The organism is Blautia wexlerae (assembly GCF_013300825.1).
GTDB classification, from domain to species: Bacteria; Bacillota; Clostridia; order Lachnospirales; family Lachnospiraceae; genus Blautia_A; species Blautia_A wexlerae_B.
The window spans coordinates 15,385-32,965 of record NZ_JAAIMY010000021.1; the positions used below are offsets into that span (position 1 = coordinate 15,385).

14 protein-coding genes and 1 riboswitch are annotated in these 17,581 nt (G+C 40.6%); of the genes, 5 read left to right on the forward strand and 9 right to left on the reverse strand.

What is annotated here, in order from left to right:
* Positions 1-98 precede the first annotated feature (98 nt).
* A riboswitch (ZMP/ZTP riboswitch) is annotated at positions 99-184 on the forward strand.
* Between the two features lie 164 nt (positions 185-348).
* Positions 349-2,034, forward strand: coding sequence for a formate--tetrahydrofolate ligase (locus tag G4417_RS11270; RefSeq protein ID WP_008708136.1), 1,686 nt, complete (start codon positions 349-351; stop codon positions 2,032-2,034).
* A 108-nt stretch (positions 2,035-2,142) separates the two neighbouring features.
* Here the strand turns inward: G4417_RS11270 and G4417_RS11275 are convergent, their stop codons facing one another.
* Positions 2,143-3,585 (reverse strand): aspartate ammonia-lyase, encoded by a 1,443-nt coding sequence (locus G4417_RS11275; protein ID WP_008708134.1) that lies wholly within the window; start codon positions 3,583-3,585, stop codon positions 2,143-2,145.
* Positions 3,586-3,682: 97 nt separating this feature from the next.
* Here G4417_RS11275 and G4417_RS11280 point away from each other — a divergent pair, with 97 nt between their 5' ends.
* Positions 3,683-4,618, forward strand: a complete 936-nt coding sequence (locus G4417_RS11280; RefSeq protein WP_173683509.1) for a LysR family transcriptional regulator — start codon at positions 3,683-3,685, stop codon at positions 4,616-4,618.
* A 78-nt stretch (positions 4,619-4,696) separates the two neighbouring features.
* On the opposite strand, the gene G4417_RS11285 is transcribed toward G4417_RS11280, so the two are convergent.
* Both G4417_RS11285 and G4417_RS11290 read right to left on the reverse strand, forming a co-directional pair.
* Positions 4,697-5,698 (reverse strand): asparaginase, encoded by a 1,002-nt coding sequence (locus G4417_RS11285; protein ID WP_173683511.1) that lies wholly within the window; start codon positions 5,696-5,698, stop codon positions 4,697-4,699.
* Positions 5,695-7,128, reverse strand: coding sequence for a purine-cytosine permease family protein (locus G4417_RS11290; protein ID WP_173683512.1), 1,434 nt, complete (start codon positions 7,126-7,128; stop codon positions 5,695-5,697). The genes G4417_RS11285 and G4417_RS11290 overlap by 4 nt, the downstream gene beginning before the upstream one ends.
* Before the next feature lie 284 nt (positions 7,129-7,412).
* On the opposite strand from G4417_RS11290, the gene G4417_RS11295 reads away from it, so the two are divergent.
* The 3 genes from G4417_RS11295 (at position 7,413) to G4417_RS11305 (ending at position 10,232) form a co-directional block, all read left to right on the forward strand.
* Entirely contained in the window at positions 7,413-8,054 is a 642-nt protein-coding gene (locus G4417_RS11295) for a GntR family transcriptional regulator (protein ID WP_173717688.1), read from the forward strand.
* A gap of 19 nt (positions 8,055-8,073) precedes the next feature.
* Positions 8,074-8,823, forward strand: a complete 750-nt coding sequence (locus G4417_RS11300) for a creatininase family protein (protein WP_173683514.1) — start codon at positions 8,074-8,076, stop codon at positions 8,821-8,823.
* Between the two features lie 65 nt (positions 8,824-8,888).
* Complete coding sequence (locus tag G4417_RS11305) at positions 8,889-10,232, forward strand: aspartate aminotransferase family protein (RefSeq protein WP_173683515.1); 1,344 nt, start codon at positions 8,889-8,891, stop codon at positions 10,230-10,232.
* Between the two features lie 194 nt (positions 10,233-10,426).
* On the opposite strand, the gene xylB is transcribed toward G4417_RS11305, so the two are convergent.
* From xylB to G4417_RS11335, 6 genes are all read right to left on the reverse strand, one after another.
* The gene (gene xylB, locus G4417_RS11310) at positions 10,427-11,884 is read right to left on the reverse strand and encodes a xylulokinase (RefSeq protein WP_025578933.1); all 1,458 of its coding nucleotides are present in this window, start codon (positions 11,882-11,884) and stop codon (positions 10,427-10,429) included.
* A 144-nt stretch (positions 11,885-12,028) separates the two neighbouring features.
* Positions 12,029-13,510, reverse strand: coding sequence for an L-fucose/L-arabinose isomerase family protein (locus G4417_RS11315; RefSeq protein WP_173683516.1), 1,482 nt, complete (start codon positions 13,508-13,510; stop codon positions 12,029-12,031).
* A gap of 93 nt (positions 13,511-13,603) precedes the next feature.
* A complete protein-coding gene (locus G4417_RS11320) occupies positions 13,604-14,221 on the reverse strand; it encodes a DUF4867 family protein (RefSeq protein WP_008708127.1) in 618 nt (205 codons plus the stop codon).
* Positions 14,222-14,315: 94 nt separating this feature from the next.
* Positions 14,316-15,164, reverse strand: coding sequence for an AraC family transcriptional regulator (locus tag G4417_RS11325; protein WP_173683517.1), 849 nt, complete (start codon positions 15,162-15,164; stop codon positions 14,316-14,318).
* A gap of 192 nt (positions 15,165-15,356) precedes the next feature.
* Positions 15,357-15,794 (reverse strand): GatB/YqeY domain-containing protein, encoded by a 438-nt coding sequence (locus G4417_RS11330; protein WP_173683518.1) that lies wholly within the window; start codon positions 15,792-15,794, stop codon positions 15,357-15,359.
* Between the two features lie 156 nt (positions 15,795-15,950).
* The gene (locus G4417_RS11335; protein ID WP_173683519.1) at positions 15,951-17,504 is read right to left on the reverse strand and encodes an ATP-binding protein; all 1,554 of its coding nucleotides are present in this window, start codon (positions 17,502-17,504) and stop codon (positions 15,951-15,953) included.
* Between the last annotated feature and the right edge of the window lie 77 nt (positions 17,505-17,581).

Consider the following 17,581-nt stretch of genomic DNA (forward strand, 5'->3'; position numbering starts at 1 on the left):
GCACAACTTTTATCCAGTTTACTCACATTTTTTGACGTTTCAACAAAATTTTCTTGACATTTTTTTCTCAAAATGATATATTGTATTCATCAATTGAAAGAACCTTCGAGTACTGACGGAAAGAGTGGAGTGCAAACCACGTGGAGTCGGAGGTTTGTGGGAGCCGACCGTCTGGGCAGTATTTGAAATATTCAGATACTGGCCTTTTTTTATAACTTTCAGGGCAGAAATCAGGAATACCAGGCAGACCGGCCAATACTTCTTTCAATTAATAATTGTTGCTGATCGCGGAGTGAACAGCAACAGAAGTTTTTCATGTTATGCGGAAACGAAAGGAGAAAAACAATTATGGGATTCAAATCAGACATTGAAATTGCACAGGAATGCGAGATGCTTCCAATTACTCAGATCGCAGAGAAAGCAGGTATTGACGACAAATATCTGGAGCAGTACGGAAAATACAAAGCAAAAATCGACTACAATCTTCTGAAAGAAAGTGATAAGAAGGATGGAAAATTAATCCTCGTTACAGCTATCAACCCAACTCCAGCAGGAGAAGGTAAAACTACTACTACTGTAGGTCTTGCAGATGGTATGCAGAGACTTGGCAAGAGTGTTATGGTAGCTCTTCGTGAGCCATCCTTAGGACCGGTATTCGGTGTAAAAGGTGGTGCAGCAGGCGGCGGATATGCACAGGTTGTTCCTATGGAAGATATTAACCTTCACTTCACAGGTGACTTCCATGCCATTGGCGCAGCTAACAACTTACTGGCAGCTATGATCGATAACCATATCTTCCAGGGCAATGCATTAAACATCGACCCACGTAAGATCACATGGAGAAGATGTGTAGATATGAACGACCGTCAGCTTCGTAACGTAGTAGATGGTCTTGGTGGAAAGACAAACGGTATGCCTCGTGAAGACGGATACGACATCACAGTTGCATCTGAAATCATGGCAGTTCTCTGTCTTGCAAGCGACATCAAAGACCTGAAAGAAAGATTATCCAAGATCATCATCGGATATACATACGGAAAAGTTTCCGAGCAGAAACCTGTAACAGCAGGTGACCTTCACGCAGAAGGCGCTATGACAGCCCTGTTAAAAGATGCTCTGAAACCAAACCTTGTACAGACTCTGGAACACGTTCCTGCAATCGTACATGGCGGACCATTCGCAAACATCGCTCATGGATGTAACTCTGTAACAGCTACAAAGATGGCTATGAAGCTTGCTGATTATGCAATCACAGAAGCTGGTTTCGGTGCTGACCTTGGTGCTGAGAAATTCCTTGATATCAAATGCCGTATGGCTGGTTTAAAACCAAGCGCAGTTGTAATCGTAGCTACAGTACGTGCCCTGAAATACAACGGCGGTGTTGCTAAAGCTGACCTTAACAATGAAAACCTGGAAGCTCTTGAAAAAGGTATCCCGAACCTGTTAAAACACGTTTCCAACATCAAAAACGTATACAAACTTCCATGTGTTGTTGCTATCAACGCATTCCCTACAGATACAAAAGCAGAGCTTGACTTTGTAGAAGCTAAATGTAAAGAACTGGGCGTTAACGTTGCTCTTTCTGAAGTGTGGGCAAAAGGCGGCGAAGGCGGAATCAAACTTGCAGAAGAAGTTATCCGTCTTGTTGAAGAACCAAACGACTTCTCCTATGCATATGAACTGGAAGGTTCTATCGAAGACAAACTGAACCAGATCGTTCAGAAAGTATATGGCGGTAAGAAAGTAGTTCTGACAGCTAACGCTCAGAAACAGGCGAAACAGTTAGAAGCTCTTGGCTTCGGCAACTGCCCGATCTGTGTAGCTAAGACTCAGTACAGCTTAACAGATGATCAGACTAAACTGGGTGCTCCTACTGACTTCGAGGTTACAGTACGTAACCTGAAGATTTCCGCAGGTGCAGGATTCATCGTAGCTCTTACAGGCGAGATCATGACAATGCCAGGTCTTCCTAAAGTTCCGGCTGCTGAGAGAATCGACGTAGACGAGACAGGTAAGATCACAGGTCTGTTCTAATCCGGTTGAAATCAATCGAATAATTCAAAAATATAAAAATCATATTTATATATGATATGTGTCCAGACGATTTTACAGGCGGGAAAATTTTCCCGCCTGTTTTTTTCTTTATTTTTTTATAAGATAATCTTTTCCGGAAATACCAGGTTCCGTCATATGGATCGGATCCAGAATACGATTAAGTTCATCCTCGTCCATAAGCTTTTCTTTCAGAATCAGACTTCTTACAGATTCGCCTGTCTTAATTGCCTTTTTTGCAATATCCGCAGCCTTCTGATATCCAAGATGGGGGCTGATTGCAGTGATAATACCTACACTGTTTTCTACCAGATAACGGCATCTTTCTTCATTTGCCGTAATTCCTACAATACAATTATCCACCAATGTCTGGACTGCATAGCCAAGAGTATCGATAGACTGGAACATGCAATAGAAAATAATCGGCTCAAACGCATTTAATTCCAGCTGACCAGCCTCTGCAGCCATAGTAATGGTAACATCATTACCAATAATATTAAAAGCAACCTGATTCACTACTTCAGGAATAACCGGATTAACTTTACCTGGCATAATAGAGGAACCATTCTGTTTTGCCGGAAGATTAATCTCTCCAAAACCAGTACGTGGACCGGAGGACATCAGACGGAGATCATTTGACATTTTGGAAAGAGTTACTGCACATGCTTTCACAGCACCGGAAACGGCTACAAATGGATCCAGATTCTGAGTGGAATCAATCAGATCAAAAGCCTGTATAAAGTCCATTCCCGATATTTCAGTGAGATTTGGAACAATTCTTCTCAGATAGCCCTCATCTGCATTAATTCCTGTTCCAATAGCAGTACCTCCCATATTAAGAGTCCGCATTTCATCCATTGCTTTATCCATTCTGTGAATATCACGCATGATTGCTACCGAATATGCCTTAAATTCCTGTCCCAGACGAATTGGTACTGCATCCTGCATCTGTGTACGCCCCATTTTTATTATGTGATCAAACTCTGTAGCTTTTTCATTAAGAGCATCATAGAGGCGAAGAAGCTGTTTTTTCAGATTCTGCAACAAACGAAGAGAAGTCATTTTACCGGCAGTAGGAATAACGTCATTGGTAGACTGTCCACAATTCACATCATCGTTAGGATTTATAATTGTATAATCGCCTTTTTTTCCTCCCAGTATCTCAATCGCACGATTTGCAATTACTTCATTGGCATTCATATTTAAAGATGTGCCAGCTCCTCCCTGAACAGGATCCACAATAAATTCATTATGGAATTTTCCTGAAACAATTTCATCACATGCCTGGACAATCGCCTGTGCTTTTTTCTTCTCAAGAAGCCCCACCTCACAATTGGTTATCGCTGCTGCTTTTTTTATGTATGCAAGACTGTTAATGATTTCCGGATGCATATTCAGCCCCGTAATGTGGAAATTTTCAGCCGCACGTAAGGATTGTACTCCATAATATACATCTTCCGGAATATCCTTTACACCAATAGAATCCCTTTCTACACGATAGTCTGTTTTTTTCATAGTTATTCGCCCTCCCATGTATTTGCCCTCATTATATATCTCTGTTATAATATAATCAAATACATATATTTTTATAAAATATATAGTGTTTAAGTTATATATCAGAGGAGTTTATATGTTTCAGGGAATGGAATACATCTATGAGGTATACAAGGAAAAAAGCTTTTCCAAAGCTGCTGCTGCTCTTTTCATTTCGCAGCCTTCTTTAAGTGCAAATGTAAAACGTGTGGAAAACCGCATTGGTTATCCTATTTTTGATCGAAGTACCAAACCTTTACAGTTAACTGAAGTCGGAAAACATTATATACAGGCTATTGAAAAAGTCATGGATATTGAAAATAATCTCGAAAACTACCTACTGGATCTGGGAAATCTCAAAACAGGAACTCTTAATGTAGGTGGCAGTAACTTTTTTTCTTCGTGGATTCTGCCTCCCCTTATTGCTGATTTTTCCCAAAAATTCCCCCTTGTTCAAATTTCTCTTGTAGAAGAAAGTACAGCAAAGCTATCCCAGTTTCTCCAGGCCGGAAAGTTAGATCTGATGATTGATAACTGTATTCTGGATAACCAGATTTTTGAACATTATATCTACCGGAAAGAACAACTTCTTCTTGCAGTTCCCAAAAATTATTCAATCAATACCAGACTGCAGGAATATCAGATTCCTATTGAGGAAATCCGGAACGGGCAGTTCCGTTCTTCTCATATTCCTTCTGTTCCATTAAACAAATTCGAGAACGAACCATTTATTATTCTTCGTTCAGATAATGATACCGGTAAGCGTGCACTTACCATTTGTCAGGAAAATCACTTTTCGCCTTCTGTAGTATTTCGCCTGGATCAGCAGATGACTGCCTATAATATTGCATGTTTGGGAATGGGTATCACTTTCATCGGGGATCTTCTGCTCTCCAGAGTTCCAACAAATTCAGAACTTGTTTTTTATAAGCTGCCCGGCCAGAGCAGTAAACGCACTGTATTTTTTTACTGGAAGAAAGGCCGCTATATCAGCAGAGCCATGGAAGAATTCCTGAAGCTGCCCTTTTCCTGATATGCCATACATATCAAAAACTGCCGCCTCCACAGATTTTACTTGTGAAGACGGCAGCTTTTCTTTATCAATAGCTTTTTATTCGCATCTCAGGAGATCACAGGAAACCGGAGTATAAAATTCTTTCTGAAAGCTCTCAAAATCATTACACTTTCCAAGAAGCCACATCAACTTTGCGACTATTGCCTCCGTTGTCATATCATATGCCTGAAGGAGATGATATCTGGACATTGCCCTGAATCCAACCTCATACAATTCTACATCACTTCCCTCCAGCATTACCTGTGTAGCAATCACAACAATACATTTTTTTCTGTTAAGACATTCCAGTTTTTCCAGAAAATTTCTTTCATCTGCAAACGGAATTCCACCAACCCCATAACTTTCTATAACTACTGCTTCATAATGATTACTGATGTAATCCAATATATCTGGTGTGATTCCCGGAACAAGCTTCAAAAGAAATACTTTGGGCACCAAACGGGAATAAAAGCTGGTTGGACCGGAGTCACCTGATATATCTACATAACGAATTACTCTGTCATTATCTATAAATGCCACAATGGGATAATTGATACTGTCAAAAGCGTTAAAACTCTTGGAACGTACTTTTCTGGCGCGTGTGCCCAGTATTACTTCTCCGTTAAATATCAGAAAAACACCATTTACATTTTCTTCACATGCAAAGCGAAAGCTGTCTCTTAGATTTTTGCGGGCATCTGTAACCGTTTTAACCAGAGGTTTTTGTGCTCCTGTGATCACAACCGGCTTGTGAGGATTTTGAATCATATATGAAAGAGCTGCCGCTGTATATGCCATCGTATCCGTACCATGGGTGATAACAAATCCATCATAACAGTCAAAACGCTTTTCTATCGCCTGAACGATCATTTGCCAGTGTTCCGGTTGAATATTAGTACTGTCTACGTTCAGCAGAGACAGTATTTCTACCTGGCAGAAATCTGTTATGCCAGACAGGCTTTCTCTAAGTTCTTCTTCCGAGATTCCCGGACGCAGCCCCTGTTCAGTTTCTACAGAGGCAATTGTACCTCCTGTTAATATCAATAAAATACGCTTCATTTTTTCAATCCTGAAACAAGCTTTTCATCCACCGCTGCATCTGGTGTCATTTTATAAATAACAATATAAACGATAAAGGAAATTACCATTGCAACCAGACCTGACGGTAAATCTAAAGGAAGAGTTATCTTATACTGGAATACAAATCCTAAGATTGCTCCTACAGCAAAAGAGATTACCCCTGCCCAGCGGAAATTTGGATGTTTATTTAAAAGTTCCATATTGTATTTGTCTTTATTCTTTCTTCCAATTACGAAATAATCTGCAAGGATCGGCGCACATAATGGCGGAGCCATAGATCCCAGAATATTAATGAAATTTGCAAAAAACAGCTGATAAAATGCAAATGAACCAAGAACAGTTCCTATAACTCCTGCAATAATAACCAGTTTTTTTCTGGAAACATTGATTCCAAATGCATTCAAAGACGGGCCCGTATACAGAGCATTGCAATAAAGTTCACTATTGTCTGTTGTCCAGAGAGCTGTTGTCCATACCACAACACCTAAAATCGCAACAATAAAGTTCACGCCAAGCATCCAAAGTACATAATTAAAATTGCCAATATATACTGTGCCAATATATCCTACAATATTTAAAATAGGATTAGTAAGAATAAAGCAGGCAGCTGCACATCCCCAGACTGCTTTTGTGCTCTTATTGAAACGGAACATGTCAACGCCCATAACCGCACCTGCAATCCAGCTTCCCACTACTGCAGTAATTGCTTCTCCCATGCCAAGTCCGTGAAGTTCATTTGCTTTATCCAAAAAGCCACCAACGCCGCCACACTGAACTACATAAATAATTCCTACTACAACAGCTACGATCAGAATCAATGGAGCAAAAACATCTGATACTTTTTCTATTGCTCCCATTCCCTTCACTGCTGTAAAAGTGAAAACCAGTCCCCAGAAAACGCAGGCGATTACTACTTCCAGTGTAATAGGTGCTACTCCGGAAAATCCGTATTTTGACGGGTCAAATACAATCACTCCAGTCGGATTTCCGATGAATGCTCCCCATATATCACCAATCATTCCAAGAATACTTGAGAACCACCCTAAAGTCAGCAATGCCATTACAGCCATTGGTATAGCACTTCCCTTATATCCATAAGAAAAACGTGCAAGCAAAGAAAGATTTAACCCTGTTTTCTGTGCGACAATCCCAAGGAAACATGTAACCAGATACAATGCTCCCATACCAAGAATAATAGCCATCATTGCCTGTGAAGGTGGCATACCGCCTGTTCCACCGTAACCGCCTAAAGTTCCGCCAATGATCAGACCGGTTACTGCATATCCAAAACCGATCCATACCATGAACTGGCTTCGGGTCGAACGACGTGCCGACATCGGAACTGGTTCCAGCATAAATTCTCCGTCATTTCCCGGCATATCTACAGTAGTGTTGTTTTTTTCTTCCATAGCTTTCTGTTCCTTTCCCTTTTTAATTCATTCATTCTTTACCCTTTCCAAAGAGCCTCCACTTATGTCCGCACAAACGTATACCAGATGTATATCACAGAAATACATCCGCGTCAATAATTTTCTAAATCTTTCTTCAAAACCGTCGAAAGTAACAATCTTTTTCTGTGATTTTTGTTAGTATTCTGGTGATATACGTAGTTGCAAGTTACTGGTATTACATTTATAATGTGTTTAAATTCATTTATTCCATTCTTTATCTTTTTATTGAGGAGTGTCCATATATGATATCAAACGTTAATAAAAAAAATTTTTCTACTACGGAGACCATTCTGCAGCAGCTTCGAAATGATATTAATAATCTACACTATAATGATCAATTCATTACAGAAGCAGAAGTCTCGTCCCGTTTTCAAGTAAGCAGAACACCTGCAAGAGAAGCACTGAATATATTATGTCAGGAAGGTATCCTTGAAAAAATTCCCCGAAAGGGTTATCTAATCCGTAAACTGTCTCTTTCAGAGCTTCAGGAACTATGTCAATATCGTTCTATTCTTGAAGGTGGAGCTGTTGAATATGCAATCCGATTTGCATCTGATTCCGAACTGGAAAAAATTTATCAGATTGCCAATAAAAAAATTGATTTGAATGATTCTAATTTTTATAATCATTACAATGAGCTTAATCTGGAGTTCCATCTTTCCATTGCTCGTATTACGAATAACTCCTATCTGATTTCGGCAATGGAAAATGTTTTTTATCGACTCCGAAGAGATCTTGTAATTGATGGACGTTCTAATCTTGAAAATTCTCTGGACATGCATATTCAGCTGGCAGCGGCTATGAAGAAACGGGATTTGGAGCAGGCTCGCAGAATTACAGCTGATCAGATTGAATTCGTAGAAAAAAGATTATATTTACATTAAATCAAAGGAGAATACGATTATGTTAAATGAATTATGGAAAATGACAGCCCATCAGGTAAAAGAGGCAAACTTTACAAAAGCAATCATTTCAATTGGTTCCTGCGAAGCACACGGACAGCATATTGCCGAAGGATGCGATACTTTAGTCGCTTATAAATTGTCCAAACAAATTGCAGACCAGGTTGATGGTATGATGGTCATTCCTCCAATCACTATCGGCTACAGTGCACATTATGACAGTTTTCCATTTTCTCTGACATTAAGTTATGATACAACTATTGCAGTTCTCTACGATACTATTGAATCTGTTCTTCGCAATGGTATTAATCATATTTTTATCATGAACGGACATGATGGAAATATTGCACCAATTGAAATTGCTTCCCGAAAAATCAAAGAAAAATATCCGGATGCTCAAATCGCCGCACTCACACAGTGGTGGGTTGCTGCCGGAAATCTTCTTCCTAAAGACACTTTTGAAGTATGGGATGGACTGGGACATGCAGGCGAGGGTGAGACTTCAATTGCTTACTATCTGTTTCCTGACTGGTGTGAACCGGAATATGCAACATGTGTAGTGCCGAATCTCCCATCAGAAGTAGAAATAAAATGGGATTTCTCAGAGCTTACAGATACTGCCCAGACAGGTGATGCTACAAAAGGTACCGCTGAAAAAGGTAAAAAAATGAACGATGTTATCGTTGAACATGTAGTAAAAACCTTAAAAGAGCTTGATGCTACAGACTGGAAATATAAACCTGTAAAATAATTTCAGCTTAGACACGCTCTAATATTTCTATTGATATCAGCACCCGGTAAATGAGGATTGTGAATATGGACGAACACAAAATCAGAACTGAATATGTAAACAGAGATCGTCAGGTGATATCTAATGTATTAAAAAATCGTTTTTATCCTATGGTATCCAGCAGATCCAAGGATTCATATATTTTCGATGTAGAAGATCATAAGTGTCTGGATATGTCTTCTGGATGGGCAGTTATGAATGCCGGATATGGAAATGAACAGCTGGCCAACGTATTATATGAAAGTTATAAAAGAGACGGATTTGCATCTCTTGTTTCCGGAATGAGTGTAGAAAGTATCACTCTGGCAGAAATGCTTATCCAGATGACACCTGGGAATTTTGAAAAAAAAGTTTGGTATGGCCTTTCCGGATCAGATGCAAATGAATTTATAGCAAAAATGGTTCCTCAGGTAAAAAAAGGAAAAAAAATTATAACTTTTAAAGGATCTTATCATGGTCAGACTATGGGCGCCTATGCAATCTCCGGTCATCCATCACTTCAGAGTTTTGGTGGCAAGGGAACTTATCTTGATTTTCCAAACTGTTACCGTTGCAAATTCAAACAAGAAGAAACATGCAATGGAGAATGTTATAAAACCTTTGAAGAGCAGCTTGCTGCAATTGGAATAGCAAAATCAGATGTCGGAGCTATTGAGATTGAGGCATTTCTCTGCGACGGAGGTGATATGCCATTCCCTGCCGAATACATGCAGACACTTGAGAAATTCTGTCATGAAAATGACGCTTATCTCATTGTAGATGAGGTAAAAACCGGTATGGGACGCTCAGGAAAATGGTTTTGCTTTGAGCATGCCGGCATTACACCTGATGTAGTGGTTGTCGGAAAGGCATTAGGAGCAGGAATGCCTATCAGTGCAGTAATCGGCCCTAAGGAACTTATGGATGCCGGCATTGCACAGCATCTGTTCACCACTGCCGGAAATTTACCTTTATGTGCACTGGCTATCGAAAACATCAAACTGTTAGAGGAAAATAATCTTCTGGAAAATGCTGATGAACGTGGTAAACAGCTTCTCGATTTATTAAAAAATCTCCAGGATCAAACAGATGTAATCGGAGATATACGCGGTGTCGGACTTTCTATTGGTATAGAATTTATCCAAAACAAAGATTCCAAAGAACCAGATGGCGATTTTACTGCACGTCTTGTGTATCGCTTATTTGAGCTGGGCCTGGTATGCTTTTCTACCGGCGAATTCTCTAATGTCATTGAATGGACTCCTCCATTGACTATCACAGAAGAAGAGTGTAAAGATGCCGTAAAGATACTTCAGCAAGCTATCCTTGATGTAAAATCCGGTATGGTAAGTGATGAAGACATAGCAGAATATATCCTTGGTTCCTGCTAATTAATCCACATAATCCCAATGGGGTTGTTGCACTGAATAATGCAACAACCCCATTTTCTTTTTAACTCATATTTTTCTATTCTGGCACAATAGAGCGTGTATCAAGCGGATAAAATCATCTGCTTTGCTACTTTCTCATAACCGAATAACTGCTTATTGCTTTTCACAACCGCCACAGTACTTCCTTGATTCCATTAGAACAGTGGCTTCATAGCCGGATACAGAGTTCTGAACTTCTGATATCTCTCTTCATATTTTGCAACCAGTTCAGGATCCGGTTCTACTGTATCAACAACTTTGGCAAATTTCTTACCGATGGTTTCTACATCCGGGTAAGCACCACAGCCTACTGCTGCCAGCATAGCTCCACCCATGGACGGTCCTTCTTCGTTCTCCAGAACATCAACCTTCAGGTTCATAACGTTTGCAATGATCTTCTTCCACAGTGGGCTCTTAGCTCCACCACCGCAGATCTTGGTTCTCTCAATCTTGATTCCAAGGTTTCTTGCAACTTCCAGGGAATCACGAAGACCAAAGGCAACACCTTCCAGAACAGCCTGTGTCATGTCTGCTCTTGTGCTGTCCATGGACATTCCGAAGAATACACCTCTTGCATCAGGATTATTATGAGGTGAACGTTCTCCCATCAAATATGGAAGGAAGAATACATGATTCTCTCCCAGCTTCTGAATTGGAGCCTGCTCTGCTGCGAAATCCTTTGTCTGAAGGATCTCCTCTGCCCACCATTTGTTACAGGAAGCTGCGCTGAGCATGCATCCCATCAGATGATAGCTTCCATCTGCATGACAGAAAGAATGAAGTGCGTTATTTTCGTCCACACCAAAGTTTTTACTGGAAATAAACACAGTTCCGGATGTTCCAAGAGAAATATTACACTGACCGTCACCAACTGTACCTGTTCCTACAGCAGCTGCCGCATTGTCACCTGCACCTGCAACAACTTTTACATTCTCACTGAATCCAAGTTCTTTCGCAATCTCAGGTTTCAGAGTTCCTACTACTTCCCAACTCTCATACAGTTTCGGAAGCTGCTCTTCTGTGATTCCACAGATCTCCAGCATTTCTTTTGACCAGCAGCGGTTCTTCACATCAAGAAGAAGCATACCGGAAGCATCAGAAACATCTGTACAAAAAGAACCGGACAGACGATATGCCAGATAATCCTTAGGAAGCATAATCTTTACTACCTTCTTAAAGTTCTCAGGCTCATTTTTCTGCATCCAGAGGATCTTCGGTGCTGTGAAACCTGCGAAAGCAATATTTGCTGTATACTGTGAAAGTTTGTCTTTTCCGATCACTGTATTCAGATATTCTGTCTCTTCGCCTGTACGTCCGTCATTCCAGAGGATTGCAGGACGGATCACATTATCATCCTTGTCAAGTGTTACCAGACCATGCATCTGGCCGCCAAAACCAATTCCTGCTACCTGCGCTCTGTCGATATCCTTTGTCAGCTCTTTCATGCCTTCCATACTCTGCGCAAACCAGTCTTCCGGTTTCTGCTCAGACCAGCCCGGATGTGGGAAGAATAAAGGATATTCTCTGGATACGATGTTACAGATTTTTCCTGATTCTTCCATAAGAAGAAGTTTTACAGCGGAAGTACCAAGATCAATACCGATATAATACATAAGTGCTCTCCTTTTCTATTTCTAATCTAATACATCCCAGAGCAAAGCCCCGGGATGCCTTTAATATAGTGTCAGTTTATTTATTCTGTATTCAGATTCATTCACATCACATGAACATTAATAACCCGTTTTACTGATTTCTCATTAACCCCATGGATTCTCTGTCGGATATCTTACACCTGCCGGCTGGTTGTATCCAATCTTCTTAACATCCAGTCCAAGGAATTTCACTACCTCATAGAATGCTTTTCCGTAATGTCCAAACATAACTGCTCCATGATGCGGATAGTTGCCCTCGATCAGTACGTGACGGTAGAATCTTCCCATTTCTTTGATTGCGAAAATACCGATACCACCGAATGATCTTGTAGGTACATCCAGTACTTCACCTTCTGCAACATAAGAAACCAGCTCGCCCTCGGAATTGCACTGTAAACGATAGAATGTAATGTCAGATGCAGCAATATCACCTTCAAGAGTTCCTCTTGTAAAGTCTGGTTCAGATCCTGCCGGCTCAAGAAGTCTGTGCTGGATCAGCTGATATTTAACAGCTCTGGAATCACACATCTTGCATGCAGGAGTATTTCCACAATGGAATCCCATAAATGTATCAGTAAGCTTGTAATCGTATTTTCCTTTAATATCTTCATCATAGATATACTGTGGAACAGAGTTGTTGATATCAAGCAGTGTAACTGCATCATTGGAAATGCAAAGTCCGATGTACTCGCTGAGTGCTCCGTAGATATCAACCTCACAGGATACCGGAATTCCTCTGGAAACCAGACGGCTATTTACATAGCAAGGTTCAAATCCAAACTGTGACGGGAATGCAGGCCAACATTTGTCAGCAAATGCAACGTATTTTCTTGCTCCCTTATGAGCCTCTGCCCAGTCAAGAAGTGTAAGCTCAAACTGTGCCATTTTCACATTAAGGTCAGCATAATATTTGCCTTCGCCCATCTCTTTTGCCATATCTGCACAAACTTCCGGGATACGAGGATCATTTTCATGCTCTTTGAAAGAAACAAGAAGATCAAGCTCTGAGTTCTCTTCAATCTCAACGCCCAGCTCATAGAGACCTTTAATAGGTGCGTTGCATGCGAAGAAGTCCTGTGGACGCGGTCCAAAAGTAATGATCTTAAGATTGCTGACACCGATGACTGCACGTGCAACCGGTACGAAATCAGCGATCATCTTTGCAATATCATCTGCTGTTCCAACAGGATATTCAGGAATATATGCTTTCAGATGACGCATTTTTAAGTTGTAGGAGCAGTTAAGCATACCACAATAAGCATCACCTCTGCCGTTGATCATATCGCCGTCACCTTCTGCTGCTGCTACATACATGCAAGGTCCGTCAAATCTCTCTGCGATCAGAGTTTCAGGAGTTTCAGGTCCGAAGTTTCCAAGGAAAACAACCAGCGCATTACACTCTGCTTTGTTTACATCTTCAAGAGCTTTCTCCATATCCTTTTCATTCTCAACAGTTACAGGACATTCATAAAGTTCACCTTTATAAGCTTCCTTGATTGCTGCACGTCTCTTCTCAGAAAGCTGAATCGGAAAACAGTCACGGCTTACTGCAATTAATCCAAGTTTTACTACTGGTATATTGTTCATAATATAAATTCCTCCATATTTGATATGTATTTATATGATTTTGTTATTCATTTACTATATTCTGATACTCTGCTGCCACAGATTCCGAGCAGCTCAGTCAATGGTGATATTCTCTCCACGAAGTCCGTTTACTGCACCCTCGATTGCTGCATCCTCATGTGCAATGAGCCATTTGTTCTTAGCTGTCAGCAGGCTGTCCTCGCCTGTCTTAGCTGTCTCAAATGTAAGATCTGTATTGGTTCCTGCCGGAAGTACGACTACACACTGGAAACCGCCATCCTGTACATTGCATGGCGCATAATGAAGTGTAGTTGCATATACTTCAATACCTGTTCCTGCAGGTACCAGGAATGCTTCGATCTTAGAAGTATCATATGTAAAATCATCTGTGATATCCTGCTGGCTTCCGATAAGCAGCACCAAATCTGTTACCGCTACATTGATCTCTGAACTGCGGTGATATTCTACTGCATTTAATTTCTTATTATGTCCGTTGCAGTATCCAATTTCGATCGGGATTCCGCCAAATCCTTTATTCTGCAGTGCTTTTGCTACATCCAGAGCTTCCAGCTCCTCAACAGATGGTACATAAACCACATCATCCGGAACCGGTGTATGTTTCATTTCTTTGAGAAGAGCACTGAAGTCATACCCTTCAAGCACCTTTCCATATTTACGGAAGGAAGCATCTGTTACATTCTGAATTTTCACTTCAAAAACCTCCTTATATTCTGTCGATATTACGTTTTCTTGACTGTGCTTAGAATATATCAGAATAAAGGGTACTTTTCGCCAGTTTTCTTGTCTAATCTATAGCGTTTTTTTGACCTTTTTCATTTATCTGTTTTCGCATCTCACTTGGAAGTATCCCATATCTTTTCTGAAATTCTCCGGAAAAACCCCTGCTGCTGCAAAATCCATTATCTAGTGCAATCTGACTAATTGTATGGTCTGTATTCAGCAAATCCCTGTACGCATATGCCATACGGATATCCTGCAGATAAGTTTTATAGTTGATTTTTGCATATTTTTGAAACATTCGCGACAAATATGCATCCGAGTATCCAAAAGTAGCCGCCACATCAGAAAGCTTCAGTTCCTCCCTGTAATGCTCACGCATATATGTGGTGATTTTTGACAATGCATCCAGACGGCGGCTGTGTCGGATATCCTTCTCCCTGGTCTCTGTCACACGGTAATCCTTCACCAGGATATACATGATCTCGTAAAAAATAGAAATTGTCCGGAACTCATATCCAATTTTCCGCTCGGAATACACATGATATAATTTACGAAGCAAAGAAGCCAGTTTCTTATCCACCAGCTCCTCCTGCCCCCGAAAACGGATATATCTCTGGGCAGTAAAATAATTCTCAAACTGTTTCAGAGGAATCTGCAGAACTACTGTTTTATTTTTCTCCACAGCATGGATAGAGTGAATCTCATTGGAATTAATGATTATCTGCTCTCCAGCTTTCAGCGGATATTCATCCTTATTTACAAAAAAATCCAGGCGCCCCTCCATCACAGCAAAAATCTCTACAGACGTATGCCAGTGCTTCTCACGCACATAATTGCCATTTCCTCCTTCAAAAAGAAAAACCTTAAACGGAAGTCCCTCATTAGGAATGATCAGTTCATGCTGAAACTCCATATATATTCACCTCCTAACAAAATAACCGCAGTATTCGGATACTCCAATATACTGCGGCTATTTCGATAACTATCCAGCTTTCTGCATACCAAATCTGCTGGATGATCCTATTCTTCACATAGTCCCACCCTCTGCTTATTGCTTTTCGCAATTGAAGCAGGGGGACTTACTTGATTCGGTTAAGATAACACATTATTTGCAGAGCTCTGCCACAACCTGATTAATTACCTTTCCGTCTGCTTTTCCTTTCATATCAGCCATAACAGCCTTCATGATCTGACCTTTATTTTTTGTTGCGATCACATCTGCAAATTTTTCTTCCAGATATGCTTTTACCTCTGCTGCATTCATCTGTTTTGGTGCATATTTGGCAATCACATCATATCTTGCCTGGTATTCAGCCTTCAGATCCTCACGGCTCTCCGGGCAGGTATCCAGCTGTTCTTTTACAGTTTTCAGTTCTTTCAGAATCACTCTGTCCACCAGATCACTCTTAATCTCATCACGGCATCCCTCATCGATCGCTACTTTTTTTACTGCAGAGATCAGAGAGGAGACTGCTTCTTTTGTTACTTTATCTTTGGCTTTCATAGCTGCAACCATATCTTTTCTTAATACTTCTAATTCCATTTTATATTCCTCCTCGTTTTTTCTAGTGATTCCATATCGTTCTACTGCTGCACAGTCAAATGCGCCTGCATTCCTGATATTTTTCACTCAAATCATAATTCTATTCATCAGCATACCACGATTTATCTGAAAATCCAATGCTAATTGGCATAAAAATTAATTTTTTAGTCCCCGCTTCATCGTGTTCTCCAGTTCCTCCATTTGTCCCAGGATCAGTTTCTGTCTGTCATCAAACAGTAGTCCCTTGTTGTGACGGTAATACTGGTCAGAACCATTTTCCCGGATAAACCAGATACTATAAAAGTTTGCATTCAGTTCCGTAATAAATGCTACCATTTCCTGGCTGTCACCAAAGGCAGCTTCCATAAAATCAAAAACATTCTGAAGCGTCTGAGATATATATTCTGTCTGAGTTTCCAGGCTGTCTGCCTCCGCTGCAAAAACAGTTTTTGCCTGCTCATAAGTATCTTTTTCCGAAATTTCAGCAGCTTTATTATCCTCTGTTTTATCTTCAGAACCAGTTTCTCCCCTCAGTTCTATCCATAATTTCTCAAGAAAATCCACTGTACGGATAAATACTTTTTCTTCATTTTTAGTGAGAAGCTCAGATTTTTTTGCAGTCTGAAAATCATTTTCTGCCTTTTTATAAATGGATTCCAGCGTCATTTCCGGAAGGTTATCTCTGTATTCTGTCATGTAACCATAGAGCTTTGTCACATAGGCATCCATAAAATAACAGTCTGCAAATAACTGGCTGAGCTTTCCGTTCAGCAGACCAACAATACTCAGATGCTCATCCAGTGAAGCATTGCGGATCTTACCCAGAGTGATCGGTGTCCATTTACCCTGAAGCAGATCCTCCACTGCATAGTCTGTCTTATACTTATTGTATAATGCCAGATATGCGGCAAAATCTTTTGCGATCATTGGATGCTGGATATACTGATATACCACCTCTCTGTCCACTTCTTTATCCAGTGTTTCATATACCTGTATCAGCCTTGAAAGATCTTCCCAGCCTCTGGCAGTGGCAAAAATCCGTCCGTCTACTGTGTTCTCCATTCTGTAGAAATTCTTTCTGCGAAGCTCCAGATAAGAGATCACAGCCGGATGGATTCCCTGCTCATAGGCATATTCTTTCCATACTTCAAAGTCCGGCTGCACATCAATCCTCTTGATTCTGTCAAGAGTTACCACATCAAATTCACGAACAGATTTATTGTATTCCGGCGGGTTTCCTGCTGTCACGATCACCCATCCCTCCGGTACTTTCTGATTGCCAAAGGTCTTTCCCTGAAGAAACTGCAGCATCATAGGTGCCAGAGTTTCTGATACACAATTGATCTCATCAATAAAAAGAATCCCTTCTTTCAGGCCTGTCTTCTCCATCTTCTCATAGACAGAGGCAATAATTTCACTCATAGTATATTCTGTGACAGAAAAAGTCTCCTGACCAAAGGTTTTCTCTTTGATAAACGGCAGTCCTACTGCACTCTGACGGGTGTGATGGGTGATAGTATAAGATACCAGACCTACCTTACATTCCCTGGCGATCTGTTCCATAATCTGCGTCTTTCCAATACCCGGTGCCCCCATAAGGAGAATTGGTCTCTGGCGTATGGCCGGGATCAGGTATTCTCCAAATTCATCCTTCGCAAGATATGCTTCTATTGAGTCCTTTATCTCCTGTTTTGCTCGTTTTATATCCATAATGTAAATCCTTTCCTGCTGAACACTTCTTACTTTTACTCAGTTTTCTCATTTCCTTGATATCCACGAATTGCTCC

Excerpts from the sequence above, each read along its gene's own strand:
- G4417_RS11290 (WP_173683512.1), bottom strand. The coding sequence starts at position 7,128 with ATGGAAGAAAAAAACAACACTACTGTAGATATGCCGGGAAATGACGGA.
- G4417_RS11280 (WP_173683509.1), top strand. The coding sequence starts at position 3,683 with ATGTTTCAGGGAATGGAATACATCTATGAGGTATACAAGGAAAAAAGC.
- G4417_RS11300 (WP_173683514.1), top strand. The coding sequence starts at position 8,074 with ATGTTAAATGAATTATGGAAAATGACAGCCCATCAGGTAAAAGAGGCA.
- G4417_RS11335 (WP_173683519.1), bottom strand. The coding sequence starts at position 17,504 with ATGGATATAAAACGAGCAAAACAGGAGATAAAGGACTCAATAGAAGCA.
- xylB (WP_025578933.1), bottom strand. The coding sequence starts at position 11,884 with ATGTATTATATCGGTATTGATCTTGGTACTTCCGCTGTAAAACTTCTT.
- G4417_RS11325 (WP_173683517.1), bottom strand. The coding sequence starts at position 15,164 with ATGGAGTTTCAGCATGAACTGATCATTCCTAATGAGGGACTTCCGTTT.
- G4417_RS11270 (WP_008708136.1), top strand. The coding sequence starts at position 349 with ATGGGATTCAAATCAGACATTGAAATTGCACAGGAATGCGAGATGCTT.
- G4417_RS11315 (WP_173683516.1), bottom strand. The coding sequence starts at position 13,510 with ATGAACAATATACCAGTAGTAAAACTTGGATTAATTGCAGTAAGCCGT.
- G4417_RS11285 (WP_173683511.1), bottom strand. The coding sequence starts at position 5,698 with ATGAAGCGTATTTTATTGATATTAACAGGAGGTACAATTGCCTCTGTA.
- G4417_RS11305 (WP_173683515.1), top strand. The coding sequence starts at position 8,889 with ATGGACGAACACAAAATCAGAACTGAATATGTAAACAGAGATCGTCAG.
- G4417_RS11295 (WP_173717688.1), top strand. The coding sequence starts at position 7,413 with ATGATATCAAACGTTAATAAAAAAAATTTTTCTACTACGGAGACCATT.
- G4417_RS11330 (WP_173683518.1), bottom strand. The coding sequence starts at position 15,794 with ATGGAATTAGAAGTATTAAGAAAAGATATGGTTGCAGCTATGAAAGCC.
- G4417_RS11275 (WP_008708134.1), bottom strand. The coding sequence starts at position 3,585 with ATGGGAGGGCGAATAACTATGAAAAAAACAGACTATCGTGTAGAAAGG.